Source organism: Psychrobacter sp. AOP7-B1-24, from assembly GCF_052376215.1.
Lineage (GTDB): Bacteria > Pseudomonadota > Gammaproteobacteria > Pseudomonadales > Moraxellaceae > Psychrobacter.
Map to the genome: position 1 here is coordinate 19,022 of NZ_JBQSVL010000015.1, position 20,759 is coordinate 39,780.

Sequence of the window (20,759 nt, forward strand, 5' to 3'; positions counted from 1 at the left end):
TTTTGTTAACATGGCTTTAATCAGTGTTTTCTATTGATGTTTATAAACCGTTATTTATGTTCTTTGTTAGCTCTATGCTTAGTATTACGAGTGTTTGTGTTCCAAATACTGGCTCCTAAGCGATAGCCCATGTTTTATCACTGCTAGATGTCTTCAGCCCTTATGATCAAAAAATATCTCAATCTGTATCTGCTATCGAAAGTTAGGCCTCACTCATCTACTCAGATGCAGATGCACTCGCTATCTAAACGGCTGCCATATCTAAGTCAGTTAAAGATCCATTCATCGATTCAATCCATCAAAAATTTGCATAAATATCATACCAGCCTAGTAGGCAAAAAAACTTTTGGCACACTTAATACTACAGTAAGCATTGGCGCATTGTTGATATTGCAAGGTATTGTGCTGATACCAGCCCATGCTGCCAGTACTACTAAAAGTGGGCAGCGTGTATTGATGATTGAAATGACACCAGCATTATGTAGCCTGCAGCCAACACGTGCCCGTATGCGTCAATGTCTTGAAGGCTACTCATTAACCGTAGCGGGCTTGGACATGGGGTATGGTGAGCGTTGTGGTCGTGGTAGCGAGCCTCGTTTGACACCATTGCAGTTAAAGGTTGTTAACCGCATCATGCCTGACACCACTGTACGCAGCCAAGTATGGCAGCGGTTTGGTGTGTGTAGCCCACTCAGTGCTAGTAGCTATTTTCGGCAGATCACTAACTATGCTGGCGCATTGAAGTTACCGAATGAGCTCAATACTGGCAACAGTTATACGGTTTCTAAGTCGCGATTTCTCAGTCAAATGACACGCCTTAATAAAGGCATGTCATCGGCTAGTGTTGATCTTATTTGTCAAGCAGGTAGCCGAAAACAGTCCATATTAACTGAGATTGATGTTTGTTATGACGGTGCTGATTTTGGTCGTTGTCATAACATGGTAGATAGTTGTGGCAGTAAATTTATTATTTCAGGTGGTCGCTGAGTATTTTTAATAAATTCATTTGTATAAAATGTAACAATATAGTGCTGAGTAAGGTGGATATTGCTGCTAGACGATTCAGTAAACGAAGTGCTACACTAGCTCTCGGTTTATAGCTGCTATTAAGCATCAGCAGCAAACAAGTCGATATCTAAAATGATAATCACTAATTACAACTATCAATTAGAATCATGAGTTATCTAATAATCAAATAGGGAGTATTCAATGTCAATGAAACAGCCTTTACGTGTTGCCGTTACCGGTGCCGCTGGTAACATCAGTTATGCGATGCTATTCCGTATTGCCTCTGGTGAAATGCTAGGTAAAGATCAGCCAGTTATTTTGCAGTTGCTTGAAATCACTCCAGCACTTGACGCCCTAAAGGGTGTGGTTATGGAATTAGAAGACTGTGCATTCCCATTATTAGCGGGCATCGTTCAAACTGATGATGCAAACGTTGCATTCAAAGATATCGATTACGCTTTGTTAGTTGGTGCTCGCCCTCGTGGCCCAGGTATGGAACGTAAAGATTTGCTAGAAGCCAACGCTGCAATTTTCTCAGCGCAAGGTAAAGCATTAAACGACGTAGCAAGCCGTGATGTTAAAGTATTGGTTGTAGGTAACCCTGCCAACACAAACGCGCTAATCGCTCAACGTAATGCACCAGATCTTGATCCACGTAACTTTACAGCAATGACTCGTTTGGACCACAACCGTGCTATGGCACAGTTGGCTGGCAAAACTGACAGCACTGTAAATGACGTGAAAAACATGATCATCTGGGGTAACCATTCATCAACTCAGTATCCTGATCTAACCGCTTGCACTGTTAATGGCAAACCAGCATTAGACTTGGTTGATCGTACTTGGTACGAAGGTACTTATATCCCAGAAGTACAACAACGCGGTGCGGCAATCATTAAAGCACGTGGTGCATCATCTGCTGCATCTGCAGCTAACGCTGCTATCGCACACATGCGTACGTGGGCACTTGGTACTGATGAAAACGATTGGGTATCAATGGGTGTTTACTCAAACGGTGAATACGGTATCTCTGAAGGTTTAATTTACTCATTCCCATGCACTTGTGTGAACGGCGACTGGTCTATCGTAGACGGCGTTGATGTGTCATCTGATTTCTCAAAAGAGAAAATGGCTGTCACTGAGCAAGAGCTTAGCGAAGAGCGTGATGCAGTAGCACACTTACTACCATAAGTTAGTATCTAGCATTATTCGTTTTTAGTTAAAAAAGCCCTCTTAAATGTGAGGGCTTTTTTATGGTTTAACAACATTAACATAAGCATTAACATTGGATAACAGTGTTTGAAAAACCACTTGCTACAATAAAGGTGTTAAGCCAAAATATAAACCAGAGTTTATACTGATAACTAAAAAGGAGAATAACAATGTTAGGCGAACCTGAATACACTATGAATGAGTTGTTTGAACAGTTAGGACTTGATAGCTCAGATGAAGCAATTAATAGTTTTATCGAAAAGCATCAATTGCCAAAAAACGAGAAATTGATAGAATCTAGTGTTTGGACTGATACTCAGCGTATGTTTTTGCAAGAAGAATGGCAAAAAGATGCGGAATGGGTAGAAGTTATTGATGAGCTAAATGTACGTATGCATCCAGATGCCTAGCTAAGAAAGCAATCGTATCTTATGAAAAACCCACAAATATTTATGTTGTGGGTTTTTTTATGCTGTAGATATTTGCTCTAATGAGTTGGTTGATTGGCTCGCCACTCGATCAATTCTCTTACATCATTATGAATACCAGTCTTCAATGCCTCTAAGCCATCATAACGGCGTTCACCATGCAGGTAATGCAAAAATCGGACTTGTAAAGTTAAGCCATATAAATCCGCTTGTAGCTCTGGGAAATGAACCTCTAAGCGCCAATTCTGCTTTTTATCTACAGAGGGTCTAGTGCCTATATTGGCTGTACCAAATAAACTATTAGCACGCAATCCTGCTATACCCGTTTGACCATTAATGGCAGATAACGTCAAGCCATCCGCTATTACATTACCATCATTATCAAGACTCACCACATCGACTGCAAAAATACCATGTAAAGCAGGCTTTATTCGCTGCAAATCAATATTTGCGGTAGGGAAGTCTATCGTTCGACCTATCTGATCACCGCGGACAACCACTCCTGTAATTGCATATTCACGACCAAGTAGTCGGTTGGCTGCTTGAATATCACCTGCCAACAATAAATCACGCACACGAGTTGAGCTAATGCGAGCCGCTTCATCACTACTGTCAGTGATCGTATGTAAATTAGTCACATCTAAGCCATAGTTGCGTAAAAACTGGCTATCACCTGTACGGTCATGACCAAACTTAAAGTCATCGCCCAACACTAATGCTTGTACGTTTAGACGCAGTGCCAAAATGTCTGCAAAGGCTTGTGCTGATAGCGAGCGAAATTCTGTATCGAATCCTGCCACTATCAAAGTTTCTACACCGTATTCTGCTAGCAATGCTTGTTTTTCAGCGAGAGTGGTCAAACGTGCAGGTGCTTTGTCTGGCGCAAAAAATTCACGAGGTTGTGGCTCAAATATCATGACAGCAGAGCCAAGGTTTTTTGTCTGTGCGATTTTTTGGACTTGTGCAAGCATCGCTTGATGTCCTAAATGGACGCCATCAAAGTTACCGATAGTCAACACACAGGGTGCTAGGTCTACTGGGCTAATATTTGCAGGCAAAATATTTGGCGATGCAATCAGTTGCTCAAGAAAATAGGTGTTCATAAATTTTCAGCTATGATAGATAAGACCCGATAAAAAAAGAAAAACACACCATACTAAAAATCGATGTGTCTAAAATCAGTCATTATAAAGTAAAATGGCTATACTAACATCCTATAGTCTACTCATAATTTAAGTATAACGTTGTCAGTTCCATAATTTTAAAAGAATGTGGTGGTTTATACTTGCTTTTCTTTGATGGCTATCGTTAGAAATAAACCATTAAAAACCTTTATCTGTCATGCTATCAAATAAATATGGAGCCCTTATGTCTGATGTTGACTTCGATGCTGTGCCGTCTCTCTTGCTTAAATACAACCTCACTGACAAATTTACGGTACAGCGTGCAAGTGAAAAAGACTTGCCAGAGATTTTGGCGATTTATAATCAGAGTATTGCGGGTAAACAAGCAACAGCTGATCTGGCAACAGTGACCTGTGCAGAACGTGAAGATTGGTTTAACGAACATATAAATAGTGCCACACGACCTATTTATGTCGTTCGATCAGTGACCAAAACTGGCGAAAGTAATGACCTGACTGAGAGTTCGCCGATAGTGGCATGGGGCAGTTTTAGTGATCTTTATGCACGTACGGCTTACCATATTAGCACTGAGATTAGTATTTATTTGCATCAAGACTTTCATGGAAAAGGACTGGGCAGCTCATTGACACGCTGGATGCTCACACAAGCAGCAGATTTAGATATTCATAACATCATTGCACTTATTTTTGCCCATAATCAGCCAAGCTTAGGGCTATTCCGTAAGCTTGGTTTTGAGCAATGGGGTTATATGCCAAAGGTTTGTGATATGGAGGGCTTTATAGCCGATGTGGTTATGCTAGGTAAGGCTGTGTCGTCAGACTGAAACTTCTGAGATAACGCCACAGTAGATTGATAGTATTTTATCAATGACGGGCACTGTGGTGCTTTACCCTAAAATTTTCCATTGTCCTTCTATTTTCTGTAACTCATAGCTCAAGGGTGCCGGCTCACTCTGTCCTTTTAACAATATCTCGCCAGTGATGGTAGCACGTGTTTTATCATCATTGTATTGAGTATCAATGATGGTGACACTATCGACGGTTTGTTGGAAAGAGTATTGGGTCTTGGCGAGCTCTTCTGCGAAGTTTTCCATGTCTACTTTGTAGTATCCAGCAGCTTCTTTTGCATCGCCGTAATACAGACTGTCTAGTGATTTTTTAACCGTATCTTCTGGTGTGCCAGTTTCGGTATCATTGGTTAGTAGGCTTTTTTGCTCAGTGGCATCTGGCGTCCCGTCAACTGCTTGTTCGCTCTCACTTTTAGCTTCATTGTTAGTATCAGTGTCATTACTAGTATCCGCTGTTTCTGTGGTATCGGTTGTTGTCTCGGCATCTACATCCTTGCTACAACCGCTCAAAAGCAACCCAGTGCTCAGCAGACCTGTGGCAAGTAGGAGTGGCAAACGTTGGAAGGTTAGCTGTCTAGTAGTCATTGTTAAGCCTCAATATTGATTAACTGTCTATTATGGCAATTATTTGCATTGTATATTGTCAACTCTCATACCAAGCTTGTTTTGGTTTGGTAAGTGAAAACCTGCTCTATCTCTGTCTATCCGTGCTTTAGCTGACGAGGACGGAAGCCTGTGGCCAGTAATACCACACCATAAACCAGCGCGCCTACTGCACACATAATCAGTAGAGCTACTATGCGTTTCCACTGAGCATCATTGGTAGGGAAGTAGGGTAGCATGACATAAAGCATACCAACCATGGCACTGGTAGACATTACAAACTGAGCAAACAGTTTTTTCCAGTGGCTACCAAAGCGGAAGATATCACGCTTATGTAAGAAGTAATACAGTAAGCCTGCATTTACAAATGCGGCACCAGTTGTCGCCAATGCTAGACCACCATGTAGCGGTATCTCTAAAAAGTAAAAGATACTGATAAAAATAATACTAAAAATCATGTTGGCAAACACGGAAATAATACCGATTTTCACCGGTGTTTTGGTGTCTTGACGCGCAAAAAAGGCAGGTGCAAATATCTTGATTAACATAAACCCTAAGATACCGCCTGCCATACTCCGTAGCGCCAGCGCACTCATCTGTGAATCCTGTAAAGTAAATTCACCACGCATGAATAAGGACTGCATAAGTACATCTGCTAGCATAAACAAGGCAGCTGCTGCTGGAAGTCCAACCAATATAATCAAGCGTGCTGCCCAATCAAGGGTCTTTTTAAAACTTACATCGTCTTTTTGAGCCTCGCTTTTCGACAAGCTTGGCAAGATAACCGTGCCTATCGCCACCCCGATTAACCCTAGCGGTAACTCACTCATACGCTCTGCAGCATAGAGCCAAGACACCGAACCGCCAATCATTAATGACGCAAACACAGTGTTGAGCAATAAATTAATCTGCGTGACAGAGACACCAAAGATAGCAGGTAGCATAAGCTTTAAAATACGGCGAACACCTTCATGCTGAAAGTCTATCTTTGGTGCAACTAGTAGCTTTTGTTGCCATAGCTGCGGCAGTTGTATCAAAAACTGGAGCAAACCTGCGATAGCAACCGCATAGCCGAGCGCCATGATAGGGGTATCAAACATAGGCGCAAAAATCAGCGCACCGCCAATCATGCACAAGTTTAATAACACAGGGGCAAACGCTGGTGCCGCAAAACGTCCGTAGCTTTGTAATATGCCACTCGCAAAAGCGGTCATAGAAATGAACAGTAAATAAGGAAAAGTCAGACGCAGCAGTTCAGTCGTAATCGCAAACTTATCTGGTTGATCCGCAAAGCCTGGCGCAAACAAGGTTACGACCCAAGGTGCAATTAAGATAACCACTACCGTCAGCATGGACAGAGCCATTAATAGTGCACCTGATGTGCGGCTAACTAAAATCTGTACCTGCTGTAGGCTATATTTTTCTTTATATTCGGATAGTACAGGGACGAAGGCCTGACTGAAGGCACCTTCTGCAAACAGCCGGCGTAAAAAGTTCGGTATCTTAAAGGCGACCAAAAAAGCATCCATCAAACCACCAGCGCCAAAGGCACCCAACAATACGATATCGCGTACTAGACCTAAAATACGAGACAACATGGTCATACTGCTGACCACCATAGTTGAACGAAATAACCGACTTTTTGCCATGAGAACCTATTTTGCTAAGTTGTTTGCTGACTTACTGGTGTCAAAAAATTGACGAATTATAGCATTTTCATAATCGAGATAAATGGATTGAGTGTGGAATATAACTTAGAGTTTGCTATCAATTAGGCTATGGGCGACCATCTCACGCAGCTTTGGCCATTCAAAAAAATCACCGGGATCGGTTTTGCGGCCTGGTGCGATATCGCTATGGCCTGTCACATGACGACGTGTTTTGGGGTAAGCATCATATATAGCTGCGATAACTGGTGCTAGCGTATCGTATTGCTCTTGAGTGAAAGGCATAAAATCTGACCCTTCAAGCTCGATGCCAATGCTATAATTATTACATTCAGGTCGACCTAAATAGCTTGATCGACCCGCATGCCAAGCGCGTTCGTTAAAGTTTACAAACTGAGTAATGGTTCCATCGCGCTCAATAAATAGATGCGCTGAAACTTCCGCCCCTTCGATTGATTTAAAATAAGGATGGGCATTCCAGTCCAGTTGATTGGTAAACAACGCCTTTACATAGGGTATGCCATCAGAGTTACATGCGCCAAAATCATTGGGTGGCAAGCTAATATTATGAATGACAATAGTGTCGATACTGATATCTGTCGGTCTCATATTTTTATTTGGTGACGCAAGCCATGTGGCTGCAGATAGTAAGCCGTCTTTGATAGTCATTGATGCTGCTGTGGTCATGATATTCTCTTTTATAATAGTACTAAGGCGTGTTGATCATTCACAAGTCGGCACTGCTGATCGCTCAGGCAGTTCTAGGCACGCCCTAATAGATGTGCTATAGATGATTTATTGTGATCACTTTTTTATAAAATAATAGCAAAAGTGACGTGGATGCTTAAGCGGTCTAAAGCGAATATGGCTTTTTAAGTTATTTGATTTGACGACTCAGCAGGCATTACTTTCCAATTCTTAATCACGCAATCGGCGTATGAATAATAACATCTGAGGTTTTATCCTATGTCTAAACAGCCCGCTTTTCTATCTGTTGATTGTACCTTAACAGCAACTTGCCAACGAGCTTGTTTGTCATTTGCTATCACTGGATTACTATTTTCTATACAAGCACAAGCTTTTTTGCCAACGCCAGAACTGCTAGTTACCACAGGAGAGCTGGCAGATAAGCCACAAACGACAATAAATAGTGATACCGCACCTAGCAATAACGCACCATATAATGGTGCTGAAGCAAACGTTCAAAGTACACAAACGATGCTAGGTAAAAAAGACGGTAATACCCAATCGTTGCTAGCTGTGTGGCGCAAACAGGCAGAAACAAAGAATCTAGCACAGCATACAACTTGGCGACGGTTATTGTATTTCTTTGATGATCAAAAGAAGTTAATTGGTAAGAAAAAACAAACGAGCATGGTTGATGATGCTGATTTTTTCTTAAGTAAAAATGGTCGCAGCGATTCAGCAGCGGAACTTGATGCCATGCTCGTTGCGCTTGCAAATGAAACAGCGATGACTGTTAACAATAGCAACTCGGTACTGTGCCGTTTTCCTGCGCGAGTACAATGGCTAACTGATACCTTGAATATCGACGACCCAGCGCTACAAGTTGATTGTCCAGAGCTAGATGAGTGGATGCAAACGATTGCACCTGAGCAGCTGTCCCTCATGTTCGCACAGGAGTATTTAGACAATCCGCTCTCAGCGTTTGCTCATACTCTGCTGCGTATCGACTCAAAAGAAAGCGCGGCCGATCCCAATCAAATCCAGCACGCTTATGCGCTGAATTATACGGTAGATGGCAATCCTGAGGATAGCTTTCCGGCATACTCTGTCAAGTCAGTGATCGGTGCTTATGATAGCCTTATTGAGATTGACCCTTATCCTGAAAAGCTCGCTAATTATCTACAAGGAGATGAGCGCGATACGTGGACCTATCAGCTGGATCTGACACCGAGCGAAGTTCAGCAAATTATGTTGCACGTTTGGGAAACCAAAGATTTGAAGCTACCCTATTATTTCACCACAGATAATTGCGCGTCTGAAGTGTTGCGCTTAATTGATGTGGTGCGCCCGCAGCAGCATTTATTAAGTCGATTACAGTATGCCGTCGTTCCCTCGGATGTGGTGCAGTTACTTGATAAAGAGGGCTTGCTCGCCAGTACTATTTACACGCCAGCAGATAGTACCTTACGCCAATCACAGCTTAATGAGAGCAAGCAGCAACGTAAGCAACTGGGCTACCATAATAGTGCAGAACAGACTATAAACGAGATTAAATCTGCGCAGCTCAATCCTATCTCAAGTATATTAGCCGATGGTCAGACATTGCAGCAGCGGCGTATCGCTGTGTCGGATAATAATCCAGTGGATCGTCATCCCTTAAACCTGAGCCGTATTGCTATAGGGCAGCGCAGTGATAACGATTATATTGATCTTGGGGTGAGAGCTGGCTTCCATGACACCCTAGACTCCACTTCAGGGTATCCACAGTTTTTTAATTTAGAAGGCTTGGCTGCGACCTTACGTCTATATGACACGGACAGTGATAAAGACAATCAGCCAAAAAATATCGTCTTGCAAAATGCCACGTTAATTCGCGGTCGTTCTTTTAATCCCGTTAATTCTGCTAAGACAGGAAAATCGTGGGGTGCAAGTATCGAGGCGACACGCATCAATGATGGCTCGCAGAAGGATGGTACCGATCATCTAGTAGGTAGTGTGGGCTATGAGTCGGGCTGGTCTTGGGCCTTTGGAACTCCGAATGTGGGTACTGGCGAGATACCATCGCAGTTGTGCTATGCTTTTTTATCAGGGACGACGCAGGCAGGTCGCGGTATTAGTAAAGGCGTTCGTATCGGCGCAGGTGTGAATGCAGGTTGCCGTTATCAGGTTAACAATCAGTTACGTGCACAGGCTGAATTGCAACTACCATATTGGTATCATGGCAATAGCGGCGTGTCTGACGTACGAGATCACTATTGGCAGCCGATTTCGACAATCGGTCTGCAATACGATATCGATAAAAAACAGGCGCTACGTATCAATGCCAACTATGAGTGGCAAGACCGTATCGATGCCAATGAAGACATACAGCTGTCATATAGGCGTTATTTTTAGAGTTTAGTGGCTTTTATAATGGTTTTCAAAATGAGGACAGGGTCTAGTATTTTTTGAGTGTGACTATTGGTATTATCATCAGACGTTTTGCTAAATAAGGGGTATATGATGGGTAAGCAAAATTTACTGATTATAGGTCAAGGTGATATTGGTTTGCCAGTTACCAATAAGCTTGCACAGGACGGTTTGAATGTCACAGGACTGGCTCGTGGTGAACGGTATAATTATGAGCTAGATGACACAGTACAGTTTATGCAAGAGGATGCGTTGAGTTTGACCAGTCAGCAGTTGCAAGACTTCACTCATATTGCCATTATTGTGACTCCTGATGAGTATTCGGCCAGCGGTTATCACGATAGCTACCTTGCTATTTGTCAGCATTTGGCAACGCTTGAACCTCAGCTGCCCAATCTGTCGCGTGTTGTTTTTATCTCCTCAACAGGTGTTTATGGACAAAATGATGGCGAGTGGATCGATGTAGATACTAAGCCACTTACTCCTGAGCGTGAAGCCTCAAGAGTGATATTGCAAGCGGAACAAGCATTGCAACAAGGATTTGGTCATAAAGCCATTATTATTCGTCCTAGTGGTATTTATGGCCGAGCACGCTTAATGCGCCTACGTAAAGCCAAAGAGAAACATAAAGAGCCAGTGGCTGAGGCACATTGGAGCAACCGAATCATGGATCGTGATTTGATTAATATTATTGCAAAAGTAATGACGATAGAGGTGCCACAACCAATCTATTTAGCCACTGACTATGCGCCCGTCACCACATTGGAGTTAGGCGTTTGGTTAAGTCAACAAGTAGGTGAGACATCACCTATGATTGACGATGAAAAAACAGCAGTTACGGGAAAACGCTTGCATAGCAATATTCCATTAGCTTGGCTGGATTATCCTGATTGGCAAGTAGGTTACCGTGATATTTTGCGTCATCAAGCATAATGCTATACCAAAAAAGTAAGCATCATCGTGTCCAAGCTTGTTTAGATGACAATGTGTGGTACTAGCGCTTATGTTTCTCGCTACTCCAAATTTTGTGGATGGTATAAGATGACCGTTGGACCTGATTTGCCTTATTTGTTTTATATTTCGTAATCTATGGAGATTTCATGACCCAGCCTTCTACTTCTGATAATCGCTTAGCTACTACTGATATGACGGCGGTAGGCGGTAAGCTTGCAGAAGGCAACGCTGAGCAATCGCCTATTTTTTCTGATAGTAAGCGACCAGCTATCGTGCACCCTAACTTTGATCCAAAGCAATCACCACTTGACCCTGCAAGGCCTTTGACTGATATTCCAGAGCCTACACGTCGTCTTAATGGTCAGCTCCGCCGGTTATACGGTAATGCGGCGCGTTTTTCTCAGCGTAACAAAGACAATTTATCTAAATGGGCATTAATTGCTTCAGAAGACTTGAGGGATCACTTGTCGCTGCTGCGTGCCGCTAATTTGGCTGAGTTTCCAGACAGTTTTTATCATAATCATAGCGAGCAGCCATTATTAGTACCTCTAACTGACATGATATTGTTAGATATGTCAGATATTCAGAAAGCGCTTCATGCTTATCCAAAGCTGCAGCGTTATGGTTTTTCACTTGTTGATAGTTCATCAAATTCTGAGCTGAATAATACTAATGTCGAAAATAACGGCGCATCGCTACGTGCATTGACCAAACGTTATAATCCCGATGAGCTACTAAATAGTCTTTATGCAGATGATTGGCAAGTGATTTTGCAGCCGCAGCAGTTTGAGACAGGCAAGGGTAGTCTGGCTACTGATATCATGGCGTGTAGTGCTGCTTTGCATGTTTTAAAACAATGTAGTACGCGTAAAAGCATCAACCACAGCTATAGTGCGGCGCAAATTTGTCAGCATATACGCAGCTACCTGCTCAGTCAGGTGATTTGTGAGCCATCACAGCGTCATGTGTATCGTCAGATACGAGTTTTTTCAGGACATATTATTGTTGCTGCTTATCATTTGGGCTGGGAGATACAAGTGAGTCATGACGGACAATGTTACTTTAACCTCTCATCACGCAGCGGTTTGCTGACTCGTTATCCCAATATGCAAGACTACGATATCAATGGCTGGTTAAGTTAATGGTTGGTCAAGCTGACTAATAATGCGTACAATAATGCAAATTTTTCGTCCTTTTTTTTCCAATAGGAATGCCTTCATGTCCAATGCTTTAGTGTCTAATACTTCAATGCCTAATACTCAACACCCTTCTTTCTCCTCTCATCAATTTATTCAATTGGCTTTAGACAATCAAGTTCTCAAATTTGGTGAGTTTGTCCTCAAGTCTGGTCGTATCAGTCCGTATTTTTTTAATGCCGGTTTGCTTGCTAGCGGTGAGATGTTATCGTTATTAGCACGTGGCTATGCTGATGCATTGGCAGCGCAAGTGGCTGAAGCAAATAACGGCGCAGATGTGCAAGAGTTGGTCATCTTTGGTGCTGCGTACAAAGGCATTCCTTTTGTGGCTGCAACGGCACAAGCATTGTGGTTGCATCATGGTATCAATGCTAAATGGGGTTATAACCGCAAAGAGGCCAAAACCCATGGCGAAGGTGGTAATTTGGTAGGTGCTGATGTCAGTGGCAAAGCGGTTTGGGTGCTTGATGATGTCATTACAGCTGGCACGGCAATGCGTGAAGTCGTTGAGATTTTAGAACAAGCGGGTGCGAGCGTTGCAGGTATTATCGTTGCGCTTGATCGTAAAGAAAAAGGCCAAAGCGATCATTCTGCCATTCAAGAGCTGGCCTCAACATTAGAAGTGCCAGTACGTGCACTTGTCGATATTGATGATTTAATCAGTTATTTAGCAGATGACCATGGTGCACAAAACGGCCAGCATAAAGACGCGACCCAGCTGGCAAAAATGCAGCACTATCGTGAGCAGTACGGCGTATAGTTGGGCACTGAGTTCGTTTCATATTAACAATATAACGTAAGTGAGTCTTATCATGAGCCAACCAAAACAAGAAAAATCGCTAAATATACTCGTCATTATGGATCCTATTGAGCAGGTTAACTATAAAAAAGACACCAGCCTAGCCATGATGTGGGCCGCTCAAGATCGCGGACATCAGCTTGGTTACTGTCAGATTCATGACTTGTGGTTGGACCGTGGTCAGTTGATGGTTGATACACAGCCGCTTAAAGTGAAGCGTGATCCTACAGATTTTTATACATTGGGCGATAAAGCAACAGGGCCAGTGGGCGACTATGATGTGATCTTGATGCGTAAAGATCCACCGTTTGATATGCGTTTTATCTATACGACCTATATGCTCGATCATGCCAAAGCTGCAGGCGTATTAGTGGTCAATGATCCACAAGCGATTCGTGACTGTAATGAGAAACTGTTTGCCACTTGGTTTAGCAACTATATGAGCCCAACGATTGTGACCAGCAAACAAGCACATATTCGCAAGTTCATCACTGAGCAGCAAGACGTTATCGTCAAACCGTTAGATGGTATGGGCGGCACAGGGATTTTTCGTTTAACTGCTGATAGTCCCAATATTGGTGCCACGCTTGAGATGCTCACAGAGCTTGAAACATTACCCATCATGGCACAGCGTTATCTACCAGAAATCAAAGATGGTGACAAGCGTGTACTCATTGTCGATGGGGTAGTAGTGGACTATTCGTTGGCTCGTATTCCGAGCAAAGGCGAAACCCGAGGTAATCTGGCTGCTGGTGGTCGCGGTGTGGCTATGCCGTTAACGGACGTTGAGCGCCAAGTAGCTGAAGTGGTTGCACCGATCGTTAAGGAAAAAGGTCTAATGTTCGTTGGTTTGGACCTAATCGGTGGCCGTATCACTGAGATTAATGTCACTAGTCCGACCTGTGTACGCGAGATTGATGATCAGTGCGGTACAGATATTGCAACCGACTTTATCATTGCTATTGAAAATAAATTGGTCATTTGAGCAACTGAGTGCTGGCTCTAGCAATAATAGAGTGATTTATTTTTAAGGTATCTGAACAATGGTAAAAAATGGTTATGCTAGTATGTTGTATTGATACGCTATAAATAAGAGCGACTTTATCATTGTCTCACCATGTTTATCAAAGCCAAGTCGCGGTTACTCACGACTTGGATTTTTGTTATTGATAATGAATAAAATACTATATATAAGCTCACTATTTACACTATACTATGCGATATTTTATAGAGTCGTTATTTGTTGATGATTTGAATGTTGGTAGAGTAATAAGTTCTTTATATAAACAAAAAAGATAGGCAGATATACATGAAGACACCGCATATATTAATGATGGCTGCTGGTACAGGCGGGCATGTTTTCCCTGCATTGGCAGTGGCTGAAGAATTGACTCAGCGCGGTGCTGTTATCCATTGGTTAGGCACCCCAAATGGTATGGAAAATGGCTTGGTTCAACCAACTGGCTATAGTTTTCATGCTATCGACATGCAAGGGTTACGTGGTAAGGGAATAGGGCGCTTATTAAAGCTGCCAGTGACTTTGTTGGCAGCGACGATGGCTGCTATAAAAGTAATTCGTAACAATCAGATTGATATTGTTGTCGGCTTTGGTGGTTATGTGACCGCGCCTGGTGGTATTGCCGCACGGTTGACCAAGACGCCACTGATTATCCATGAGCAAAATGCCATCGCTGGCATGAGTAATCGTTATTTGTCTAAGATGGCGACCAAAGTATTGCAAGCCTTTGAGGATACGTTTGCCAATAGTGAGCTTGATGCAAAATTAGAGACAGTTGGTAATCCAGTACGTAATGCTATTACTGGGGTCGATGAACCAACCGTGCGCTATGATGTCAATGATAGCTCACCGCTTAAATTACTTGTGGTTGGTGGCTCACTTGGCGCGCAAGTATTGAATGAGACAGTGCCTAAATCATTGGCACTGATGAATCATGCTTTTGAAGTGCGTCACCAATGTGGTCGTAATAATGAGGCAGCCACACAAGCGGCTTATGATGAGCAGGATTTAAGCATTCATAAGTTTGTCGTACAGCCGTTTATCGATGATATGGCGGCAGCATATAATTGGGCTGATATTATTGTTTGCCGCGCAGGTGCATTGACGGTGACGGAAATTCAGAATGTCGGTATCGCCGCTATTTTTGTGCCGCTACCACATGCCGTTGACGATCACCAAACTGCCAATGCTAAGACACTAACTTCACATGATGCCGCGATTTTATTGCCCCAGTCAGAGCTTACGTCACAGCGTTTGAGTGAAGAGCTTTCTTCCCTTGATAGAGCGAGCTGTTTAGCAATGGCCAAAAAAGGTCACGCTCTTGCCAATCGCAGTGCCAGTAAGCAGGTTGCTGATATTATTTGGCAAGCCCTATAGTTTGTGATTCTATCAGCGGCTATTTTTATGACCAATTATTTTAATTTACTACATTTTACTCGCCTTTAATAAAGAGAATTTCTTATGCCTACTTCTGCAAAAGCTTTACCTAAGCGTTTGATTGAAATACCAGAAATGCGCCGTATTCAGCATTTACACTTTGTAGGTATTGGTGGTTCAGGAATGTGTGGCATTGCAGAGGTGATGAGTAATCAAGGGTATGAAGTCAGTGGATCTGATATTGCTGAGAGTGTAGTTACACGTCGTCTACAGCAAATTGGTGTTGATATATCCATTGGTCACGACTCAAAAAACATCGCCAATGCGGATGTTATCGTCGTATCATCAGCGATTGACCGTAGTAACCCTGAGATTAAAGCTGCGCTTGAGGCTCGCTTGCCAGTGGTACGCCGCGCGGATATGCTGGGCGAGTTAATGCGCTATCGCCACAGTATTGCTGTTGCAGGTGCGCATGGTAAGACCACAACGACTAGTTTGCTCACTACGATGATGGCAGAAGGTCAGCTCGATCCTACATATGTCATCGGTGGTAAATTAAATGCCTCTGGTAAAAATGCGGCACTAGGTAGCAGTCGTTTTTTAGTTGCAGAAGCCGATGAATCTGATGCATCGTTCCTATCTTTACATCCTATGGCTGCGATTGTGACCAATATCGATCAAGATCATATGGAAACCTATGAGAACAGTTTTGATAAGCTAAAAGCGGCTTATATTCAGTTTTTACAAAACATGCCGTTTTATGGTTTGGCAGTGGTATGCGGTGATGACCCAGAACTTTACGCGATGATTGATGACATCGGTCGACCTGTATTAACCTTCGGACTCGAGCCTTTTAATGATGTACAGGGTATTGATCTAGTCACTGAAGGTACCAAGACGCACTTTACTGTTTTGCGCCGTGACCGTGAACCATTACGTTTGACACTCAATATCCCTGGTACTCACAATGTTTATAATGCACTGGCCGCTATAACCATGGCGACCGATGAAGGAGTTGATGATGCAGCGATTACCCGTGCACTCCAGAAGTTCGAAGGTGTGGGTCGCCGATTTGAGCAACAGGCCTCTGTAGATATTGATGATGGTAATGTTCTATTGATTGATGATTATGGTCATCATCCAAAAGAAGTCGATGCAACTATCAAAGCTGCCCGTCAAAGTTTCCCTGATCGTCGCTTAGTCATGTTATTTCAGCCACACCGTTTCAGTCGTACGCGTGACTGCTATGATGATTTTGTTGAAGTACTCTCAAGCGTCGATGAGCTACTATTGTTAGATGTATATTCAGCAGGTGAAACCCCGATTGCAGGCGCTGATACCAAATCACTGGCACGAAGTATTCGCTTGCGAGGTGAAGTTGAGCCGACGATTGTAGATAAAGACAATTTGGCGCCTGTAATGCAGCGTTTATTGAAAGCCAATGATATGCTGATTACCCAAGGTGCTGGTAATGTAGGACAGATCGCTGTTGATTTGGCTGCAAATAACCTTTACATCAAGTAAGCTAAAAGAACTTTAGGAACTGTCCTCATGACGACAAATAATGATCAGAAGAATACAAAACATGAAGCCATAGATACTGCTGAAGATGCAGCGGTTTCAAACAATATGAACAGTAATGTAAAAGATGCTAGTCAGTTTGGTAAAGTTGCAGTCGTCTACGGTGGCAGTAGTAATGAGCGTATTATTTCTTTAGACAGTGGTGCAGCGGTATTGCAGGCATTACAGAACCAAGGAGTTGATGCCACGCATTTTGATCCTAAGCATCAAGACATCACTGAGTTACGTGCGTATGATCGCGTGTTCAACGTTTTGCATGGTCGCGGTGGCGAAGATGGTTTGTTGCAAGGCGTGTTGCAATGGTTCGATATTCCACAAACTGGTTCAGGAATCTTGGCATCAGCACTGGGTATGGACAAAGTACGTACCAAGCAGTTGTGGCAAGGTTGTGGTTTGGCAACAGCACCATTTTCATTACTGACCGCAGATACTGACTGGCAGCAAGTGGTCAACATGCTAGGACTACCATTGATTATCAAACCAGTTCACGAAGGCTCAAGTATTGGTATGACGAAAGTCAATAATCTTGATGAGCTTCCTGCTGCTTATGCAACTGCTGTGCAGTGCGGTGATGCGGTAATGGCTGAGCGTTGGATCACTGGGCGCGAGTTTACCATTGTCATTATCGATGATGAGGCGTATCCCGTTATTCGCCTAGAGCCGGCTGATATTAAGAATTTTTATGATTTTGAAGCCAAATATAACCGTAATGATACGAGCTATTATATTCCTTGTGGGTTGAGCGCTACCGATGAAAAACATTTACAGGATTTGAGTCTAGCAGCATTTAGGGCCGTTGAAGCAAAAGGATGGGGTCGTATTGATGCTATGCAAGATGCTGCAGGAAATTTTTGGTTACTTGAAATCAATACGGTACCAGGTATGACCAGTCACAGCTTGGTTCCGATGGCTGCTAAAGCTCGAGGTATGGACTTTGATACTCTGTGCTGGCATATTTTGGCGCAAACGTTATAGTGAAGCTTTCACTGCTGGTACATATATTGATTCGAACAAGTCTAAAGCATATTGCCATGTTAAAAATAGGGATACGCATACGTTAATGTATCGCTAGAACTGCTATACCACAGCTTCATGTAAACTTGTGTAAATTCGTTGTTACCAGTAAGCGTTAGGCTATTGTTTGATCATAAAATACGTTAATATTGTATGTTATAGGCCACTATGGACAATGTTTATGTTATTTTGTGAATGTAAGCCGTAAGTTAAGAAAAATGTTACGTTTAAATGTGTTTAATAGCATCATATAAATTGTTTTAGTCAAAGACTTTGATAATATATCGACTCAATAGGCTTCTGCGCACTATAGGCATACTCAAATTAATAATTAGCATGATCATTATGATGCAAATATAGGGGTAAAGGTCGTTATGGCTCAAACTGTCAACGAGGTAACTGACTTGATGAGTGATAAAACCCGTCGCCCACAAAACAAGCTCCAAGTACCAAACACGGTCAAATACTTTTTTATGGCCATGGTACTAGGATTGCTAGTACTCATATTGATTATGGGTGGGAAAGCATTACGTGATGCGCCGCCAGCTGCTATTCATGTTAATCATGAAGGTTTGACAGACGTTCAATATCGCTCATTGCAACAAATAATGGATCAGCAAGAGGTGAGCAGTTTTTTTACCTCTGATCTGCAGGCATTGAGAGATATATCTATTGGTTTGGCTTGGGTTGATCAAGTGAGCGTTTCTCGTGATTGGCAGCGTGGCATTGTCGTGACTGCACTACCTAAACAAGCAGTGGCGAATTTCGGTACAGAACGTTTGGTTGATGCAAAAGGTGCTGTATTTGTTCCTGCTGATAGCAGAGATTTGAGGCAAGAAAAATTTGCTACTTTGCAAGGTGAAATACGTCAAGCACCAGTCATTATGCAGCAGATGCAGCAAGTCAATGATTGGTATTCGCCACTTGGTATGCAAGTCGAAGATATTATTTTGTCGCCAAGAATGACATGGTTGATTCGTTTTGATAGCGGGCTACGTATTATTGTAGACAATGAAAATACTGCACAAAAGCTATTAAATTTGAGTCAGTTGCTTAGTAACCAACTAGGCGAGCGTAAAGATGAGATTCAATCGGTAGATTTGCGTTATAAAAATGGCTTTACTATTTCTTAAAAAATAGTAAAGCCATAGGTTCATGAAAGAGTATAGATAGTAGTAAGCAAAAAATAATAAAGGTTTATTGTTTTAGTTTCAGCAGTTTCGATAGTATTTAGCACTGAATACACTACATTACAGTGTATTGATAGCGCTTTTTTAAATGATCTAATGGAGACGTCATTTGGTCTCCTGTTTAGCGATAATAATTTGTCTGGTACCATGAAAAATACTGAAAATCTGGTTGTTGTCCATCTAAGTGCCACGGCAGTCTATGTCGTTATCGGTAGCGTTGTCTCTGCAAAGGACATCCGCATTTTGGGCGTGGGACAAGTTAAAAATAGTGATTTTTATCAAGGTCAAATAAAGCATCGGGAACGTTTGCAGGGGGCTATTAAGCAAGCCATTCAAGAAGCAGAAGATACAGCCAATTGCCGTGTGCATAGTGTGTGGCTGACATTGGCAACACCTGAGTTATTTAGCAAAAATAGTGCAGGTGAAGTGCAAGTAGAAGATGACGTAGTACGTGCTAAAGATATGGTACAAGCTTTGTCAAACGCTAAGTCACGAGATCTACCATCAGACTATTACTTGATGCATTGTTGTCAGCAAGGTATTTATGTCAACGATCAAGATTTTATAGTTGATGATGCAATCGAAACGATGGCGAATAATATTACTGTGATGTATCACATGATGATGATGCCAGTATCGAGTCGCCAAAATATTCAGAAGTTACTGCAAAGCTGTGACGTTGGTATTGATCATATCGTTTTTGATGCTGTGACCAGTGCCGAATATAGTCTAATGAGTGATGAGCGCCAACAGGGTGTGTGTTTGGTAGATATTGGTGCGAGTACTACCAGTATTTGTGTTTATAAAGAAAATAAACTGATATTTACCCATTGTATTGCGACTGGTAGCCATGAAGTTACTATGGATATTTCTGCTGACTTTGGTATCTCAATGATTGAAGCTGAAAAGCTCAAAAAGACTCATGGTACTGCTGATGTACATAGTGTTGATCCCAGTTCATTCTTTATCTTTAAACCACAAGGGTCAGGTGACGAGATCAATATCAATATTTATAATTTAGCTCGTATTATCGAGGCTCGTTATATCCAAATATTTACGGAAGTTGCTCGTCAACTACATGAGGCCGACTTAATTGGCTATATTGATAAAGGTATCGTTCTTACCGGTGGCGGTAGCGTGATTAAAGGTATGATACCTTTTGCTAAGAAATTACTCAAAATGCCAGTCGTGTTGACCAATACGCATCCTGCAATTAGTGCGTATAACCAATTTGATAATGATGAATCATTTAAGCAGTTGAATATTCAGGTTAACGATCGTACTTATCAAACGGCATTTGGTACACTACTATATAGTCAAAGCGAGCAGTTTCGTCGTAGTGAAAAAAGTGAACCTGAAGCCCTTCAAGAAAATAGAGTCACGAGTATTTTTCAAAGTGCGGGGCAACGTTTTGCTAGTGTACTAAAAAAAATACTATAGTGTTTCTTGATAAAATGCCAAGAAGGCTAATACTTTGTAGAATAGACCTAGATTATGTAAGCAAAAAATGAAGTAACATAAAAAGTAATGATTTGTGTAATGATGACCTATTGTCATCTACGCTGAAATATTAAGCCATAACCCTATTTTATTTAAATACATTTATATATAGTATGTCGATAGT

The 20,759-nt window shown here is 42.2% G+C and carries 18 protein-coding genes; 14 read left to right on the forward strand and 4 right to left on the reverse strand.

Annotated features, from left to right (window positions below):
* Positions 1-381 precede the first annotated feature (381 nt).
* The 3 genes from ACT3QP_RS05190 to ACT3QP_RS05200 all read left to right on the forward strand — a co-directional run bounded on the left by ACT3QP_RS05190 (position 382) and on the right by ACT3QP_RS05200 (position 2,630).
* Complete coding sequence (locus ACT3QP_RS05190; RefSeq protein WP_442061805.1) at positions 382-987, forward strand: ribonuclease T2; 606 nt, start codon at positions 382-384, stop codon at positions 985-987.
* Positions 988-1,209: 222 nt separating this feature from the next.
* A complete protein-coding gene (locus tag ACT3QP_RS05195; RefSeq protein ID WP_192519526.1) occupies positions 1,210-2,199 on the forward strand; it encodes a malate dehydrogenase in 990 nt (329 codons plus the stop codon).
* A gap of 191 nt (positions 2,200-2,390) precedes the next feature.
* Entirely contained in the window at positions 2,391-2,630 is a 240-nt protein-coding gene (locus ACT3QP_RS05200; protein ID WP_192519525.1) for a DUF2789 domain-containing protein, read from the forward strand.
* Positions 2,631-2,707: 77 nt separating this feature from the next.
* Here ACT3QP_RS05200 and ribF read toward each other — a convergent pair whose 3' ends face one another.
* Positions 2,708-3,751 (reverse strand): bifunctional riboflavin kinase/FAD synthetase, encoded by a 1,044-nt coding sequence (gene ribF / locus ACT3QP_RS05205; RefSeq protein ID WP_192519524.1) that lies wholly within the window; start codon positions 3,749-3,751, stop codon positions 2,708-2,710.
* Between the two features lie 265 nt (positions 3,752-4,016).
* Here ribF and ACT3QP_RS05210 point away from each other — a divergent pair, with 265 nt between their 5' ends.
* Positions 4,017-4,616 (forward strand): GNAT family N-acetyltransferase, encoded by a 600-nt coding sequence (locus tag ACT3QP_RS05210; protein ID WP_192519523.1) that lies wholly within the window; start codon positions 4,017-4,019, stop codon positions 4,614-4,616.
* A 63-nt stretch (positions 4,617-4,679) separates the two neighbouring features.
* On the opposite strand, the gene ACT3QP_RS05215 is transcribed toward ACT3QP_RS05210, so the two are convergent.
* From ACT3QP_RS05215 to ampD, 3 genes are all read right to left on the reverse strand, one after another.
* On the reverse strand, positions 4,680-5,225 hold the full coding sequence (locus ACT3QP_RS05215; protein WP_192519522.1) for a hypothetical protein: 546 nt from the start codon (positions 5,223-5,225) through the stop codon (positions 4,680-4,682).
* A 116-nt stretch (positions 5,226-5,341) separates the two neighbouring features.
* Positions 5,342-6,892 carry a murein biosynthesis integral membrane protein MurJ gene (gene murJ, locus ACT3QP_RS05220; RefSeq protein WP_192519521.1) on the reverse strand — a complete coding sequence of 517 codons (1,551 nt, stop codon included), beginning with the start codon at positions 6,890-6,892 and terminating at the stop codon, positions 5,342-5,344.
* Positions 6,893-6,997: 105 nt separating this feature from the next.
* A complete protein-coding gene (gene ampD / locus ACT3QP_RS05225; protein WP_192519520.1) occupies positions 6,998-7,597 on the reverse strand; it encodes a 1,6-anhydro-N-acetylmuramyl-L-alanine amidase AmpD in 600 nt (199 codons plus the stop codon).
* Positions 7,598-7,876: 279 nt separating this feature from the next.
* On the opposite strand from ampD, the gene ACT3QP_RS05230 reads away from it, so the two are divergent.
* From ACT3QP_RS05230 to ftsA, 10 genes are all read left to right on the forward strand, one after another.
* Entirely contained in the window at positions 7,877-9,991 is a 2,115-nt protein-coding gene (locus ACT3QP_RS05230; RefSeq protein WP_444524709.1) for an Lnb N-terminal periplasmic domain-containing protein, read from the forward strand.
* 108 nt (positions 9,992-10,099) lie between these two features.
* A complete protein-coding gene (locus ACT3QP_RS05235; protein WP_192519518.1) occupies positions 10,100-10,939 on the forward strand; it encodes an SDR family oxidoreductase in 840 nt (279 codons plus the stop codon).
* Between the two features lie 167 nt (positions 10,940-11,106).
* On the forward strand, positions 11,107-12,102 hold the full coding sequence (locus ACT3QP_RS05240) for a hypothetical protein (RefSeq protein ID WP_192519517.1): 996 nt from the start codon (positions 11,107-11,109) through the stop codon (positions 12,100-12,102).
* 76 nt (positions 12,103-12,178) lie between these two features.
* Positions 12,179-12,916: an orotate phosphoribosyltransferase gene (pyrE, locus tag ACT3QP_RS05245; protein WP_444524710.1), complete on the forward strand. Its 738-nt coding sequence runs from the start codon at positions 12,179-12,181 to the stop codon at positions 12,914-12,916.
* Between the two features lie 52 nt (positions 12,917-12,968).
* Positions 12,969-13,940: a glutathione synthase gene (gshB, locus tag ACT3QP_RS05250; RefSeq protein ID WP_192519555.1), complete on the forward strand. Its 972-nt coding sequence runs from the start codon at positions 12,969-12,971 to the stop codon at positions 13,938-13,940.
* A 324-nt stretch (positions 13,941-14,264) separates the two neighbouring features.
* Positions 14,265-15,350 carry an undecaprenyldiphospho-muramoylpentapeptide beta-N-acetylglucosaminyltransferase gene (murG, locus tag ACT3QP_RS05255; protein WP_192519556.1) on the forward strand — a complete coding sequence of 362 codons (1,086 nt, stop codon included), beginning with the start codon at positions 14,265-14,267 and terminating at the stop codon, positions 15,348-15,350.
* 84 nt (positions 15,351-15,434) lie between these two features.
* A complete protein-coding gene (gene murC / locus ACT3QP_RS05260) occupies positions 15,435-16,874 on the forward strand; it encodes a UDP-N-acetylmuramate--L-alanine ligase (protein ID WP_444524711.1) in 1,440 nt (479 codons plus the stop codon).
* Positions 16,875-16,979: 105 nt separating this feature from the next.
* A complete protein-coding gene (locus ACT3QP_RS05265) occupies positions 16,980-17,906 on the forward strand; it encodes a D-alanine--D-alanine ligase (protein ID WP_444524728.1) in 927 nt (308 codons plus the stop codon).
* Between the two features lie 413 nt (positions 17,907-18,319).
* Complete coding sequence (locus ACT3QP_RS05270) at positions 18,320-19,078, forward strand: cell division protein FtsQ/DivIB (RefSeq protein WP_444524712.1); 759 nt, start codon at positions 18,320-18,322, stop codon at positions 19,076-19,078.
* Positions 19,079-19,282: 204 nt separating this feature from the next.
* Positions 19,283-20,575 (forward strand): cell division protein FtsA, encoded by a 1,293-nt coding sequence (gene ftsA / locus ACT3QP_RS05275; protein ID WP_444524713.1) that lies wholly within the window; start codon positions 19,283-19,285, stop codon positions 20,573-20,575.
* Positions 20,576-20,759: the final 184 nt, after the last annotated feature.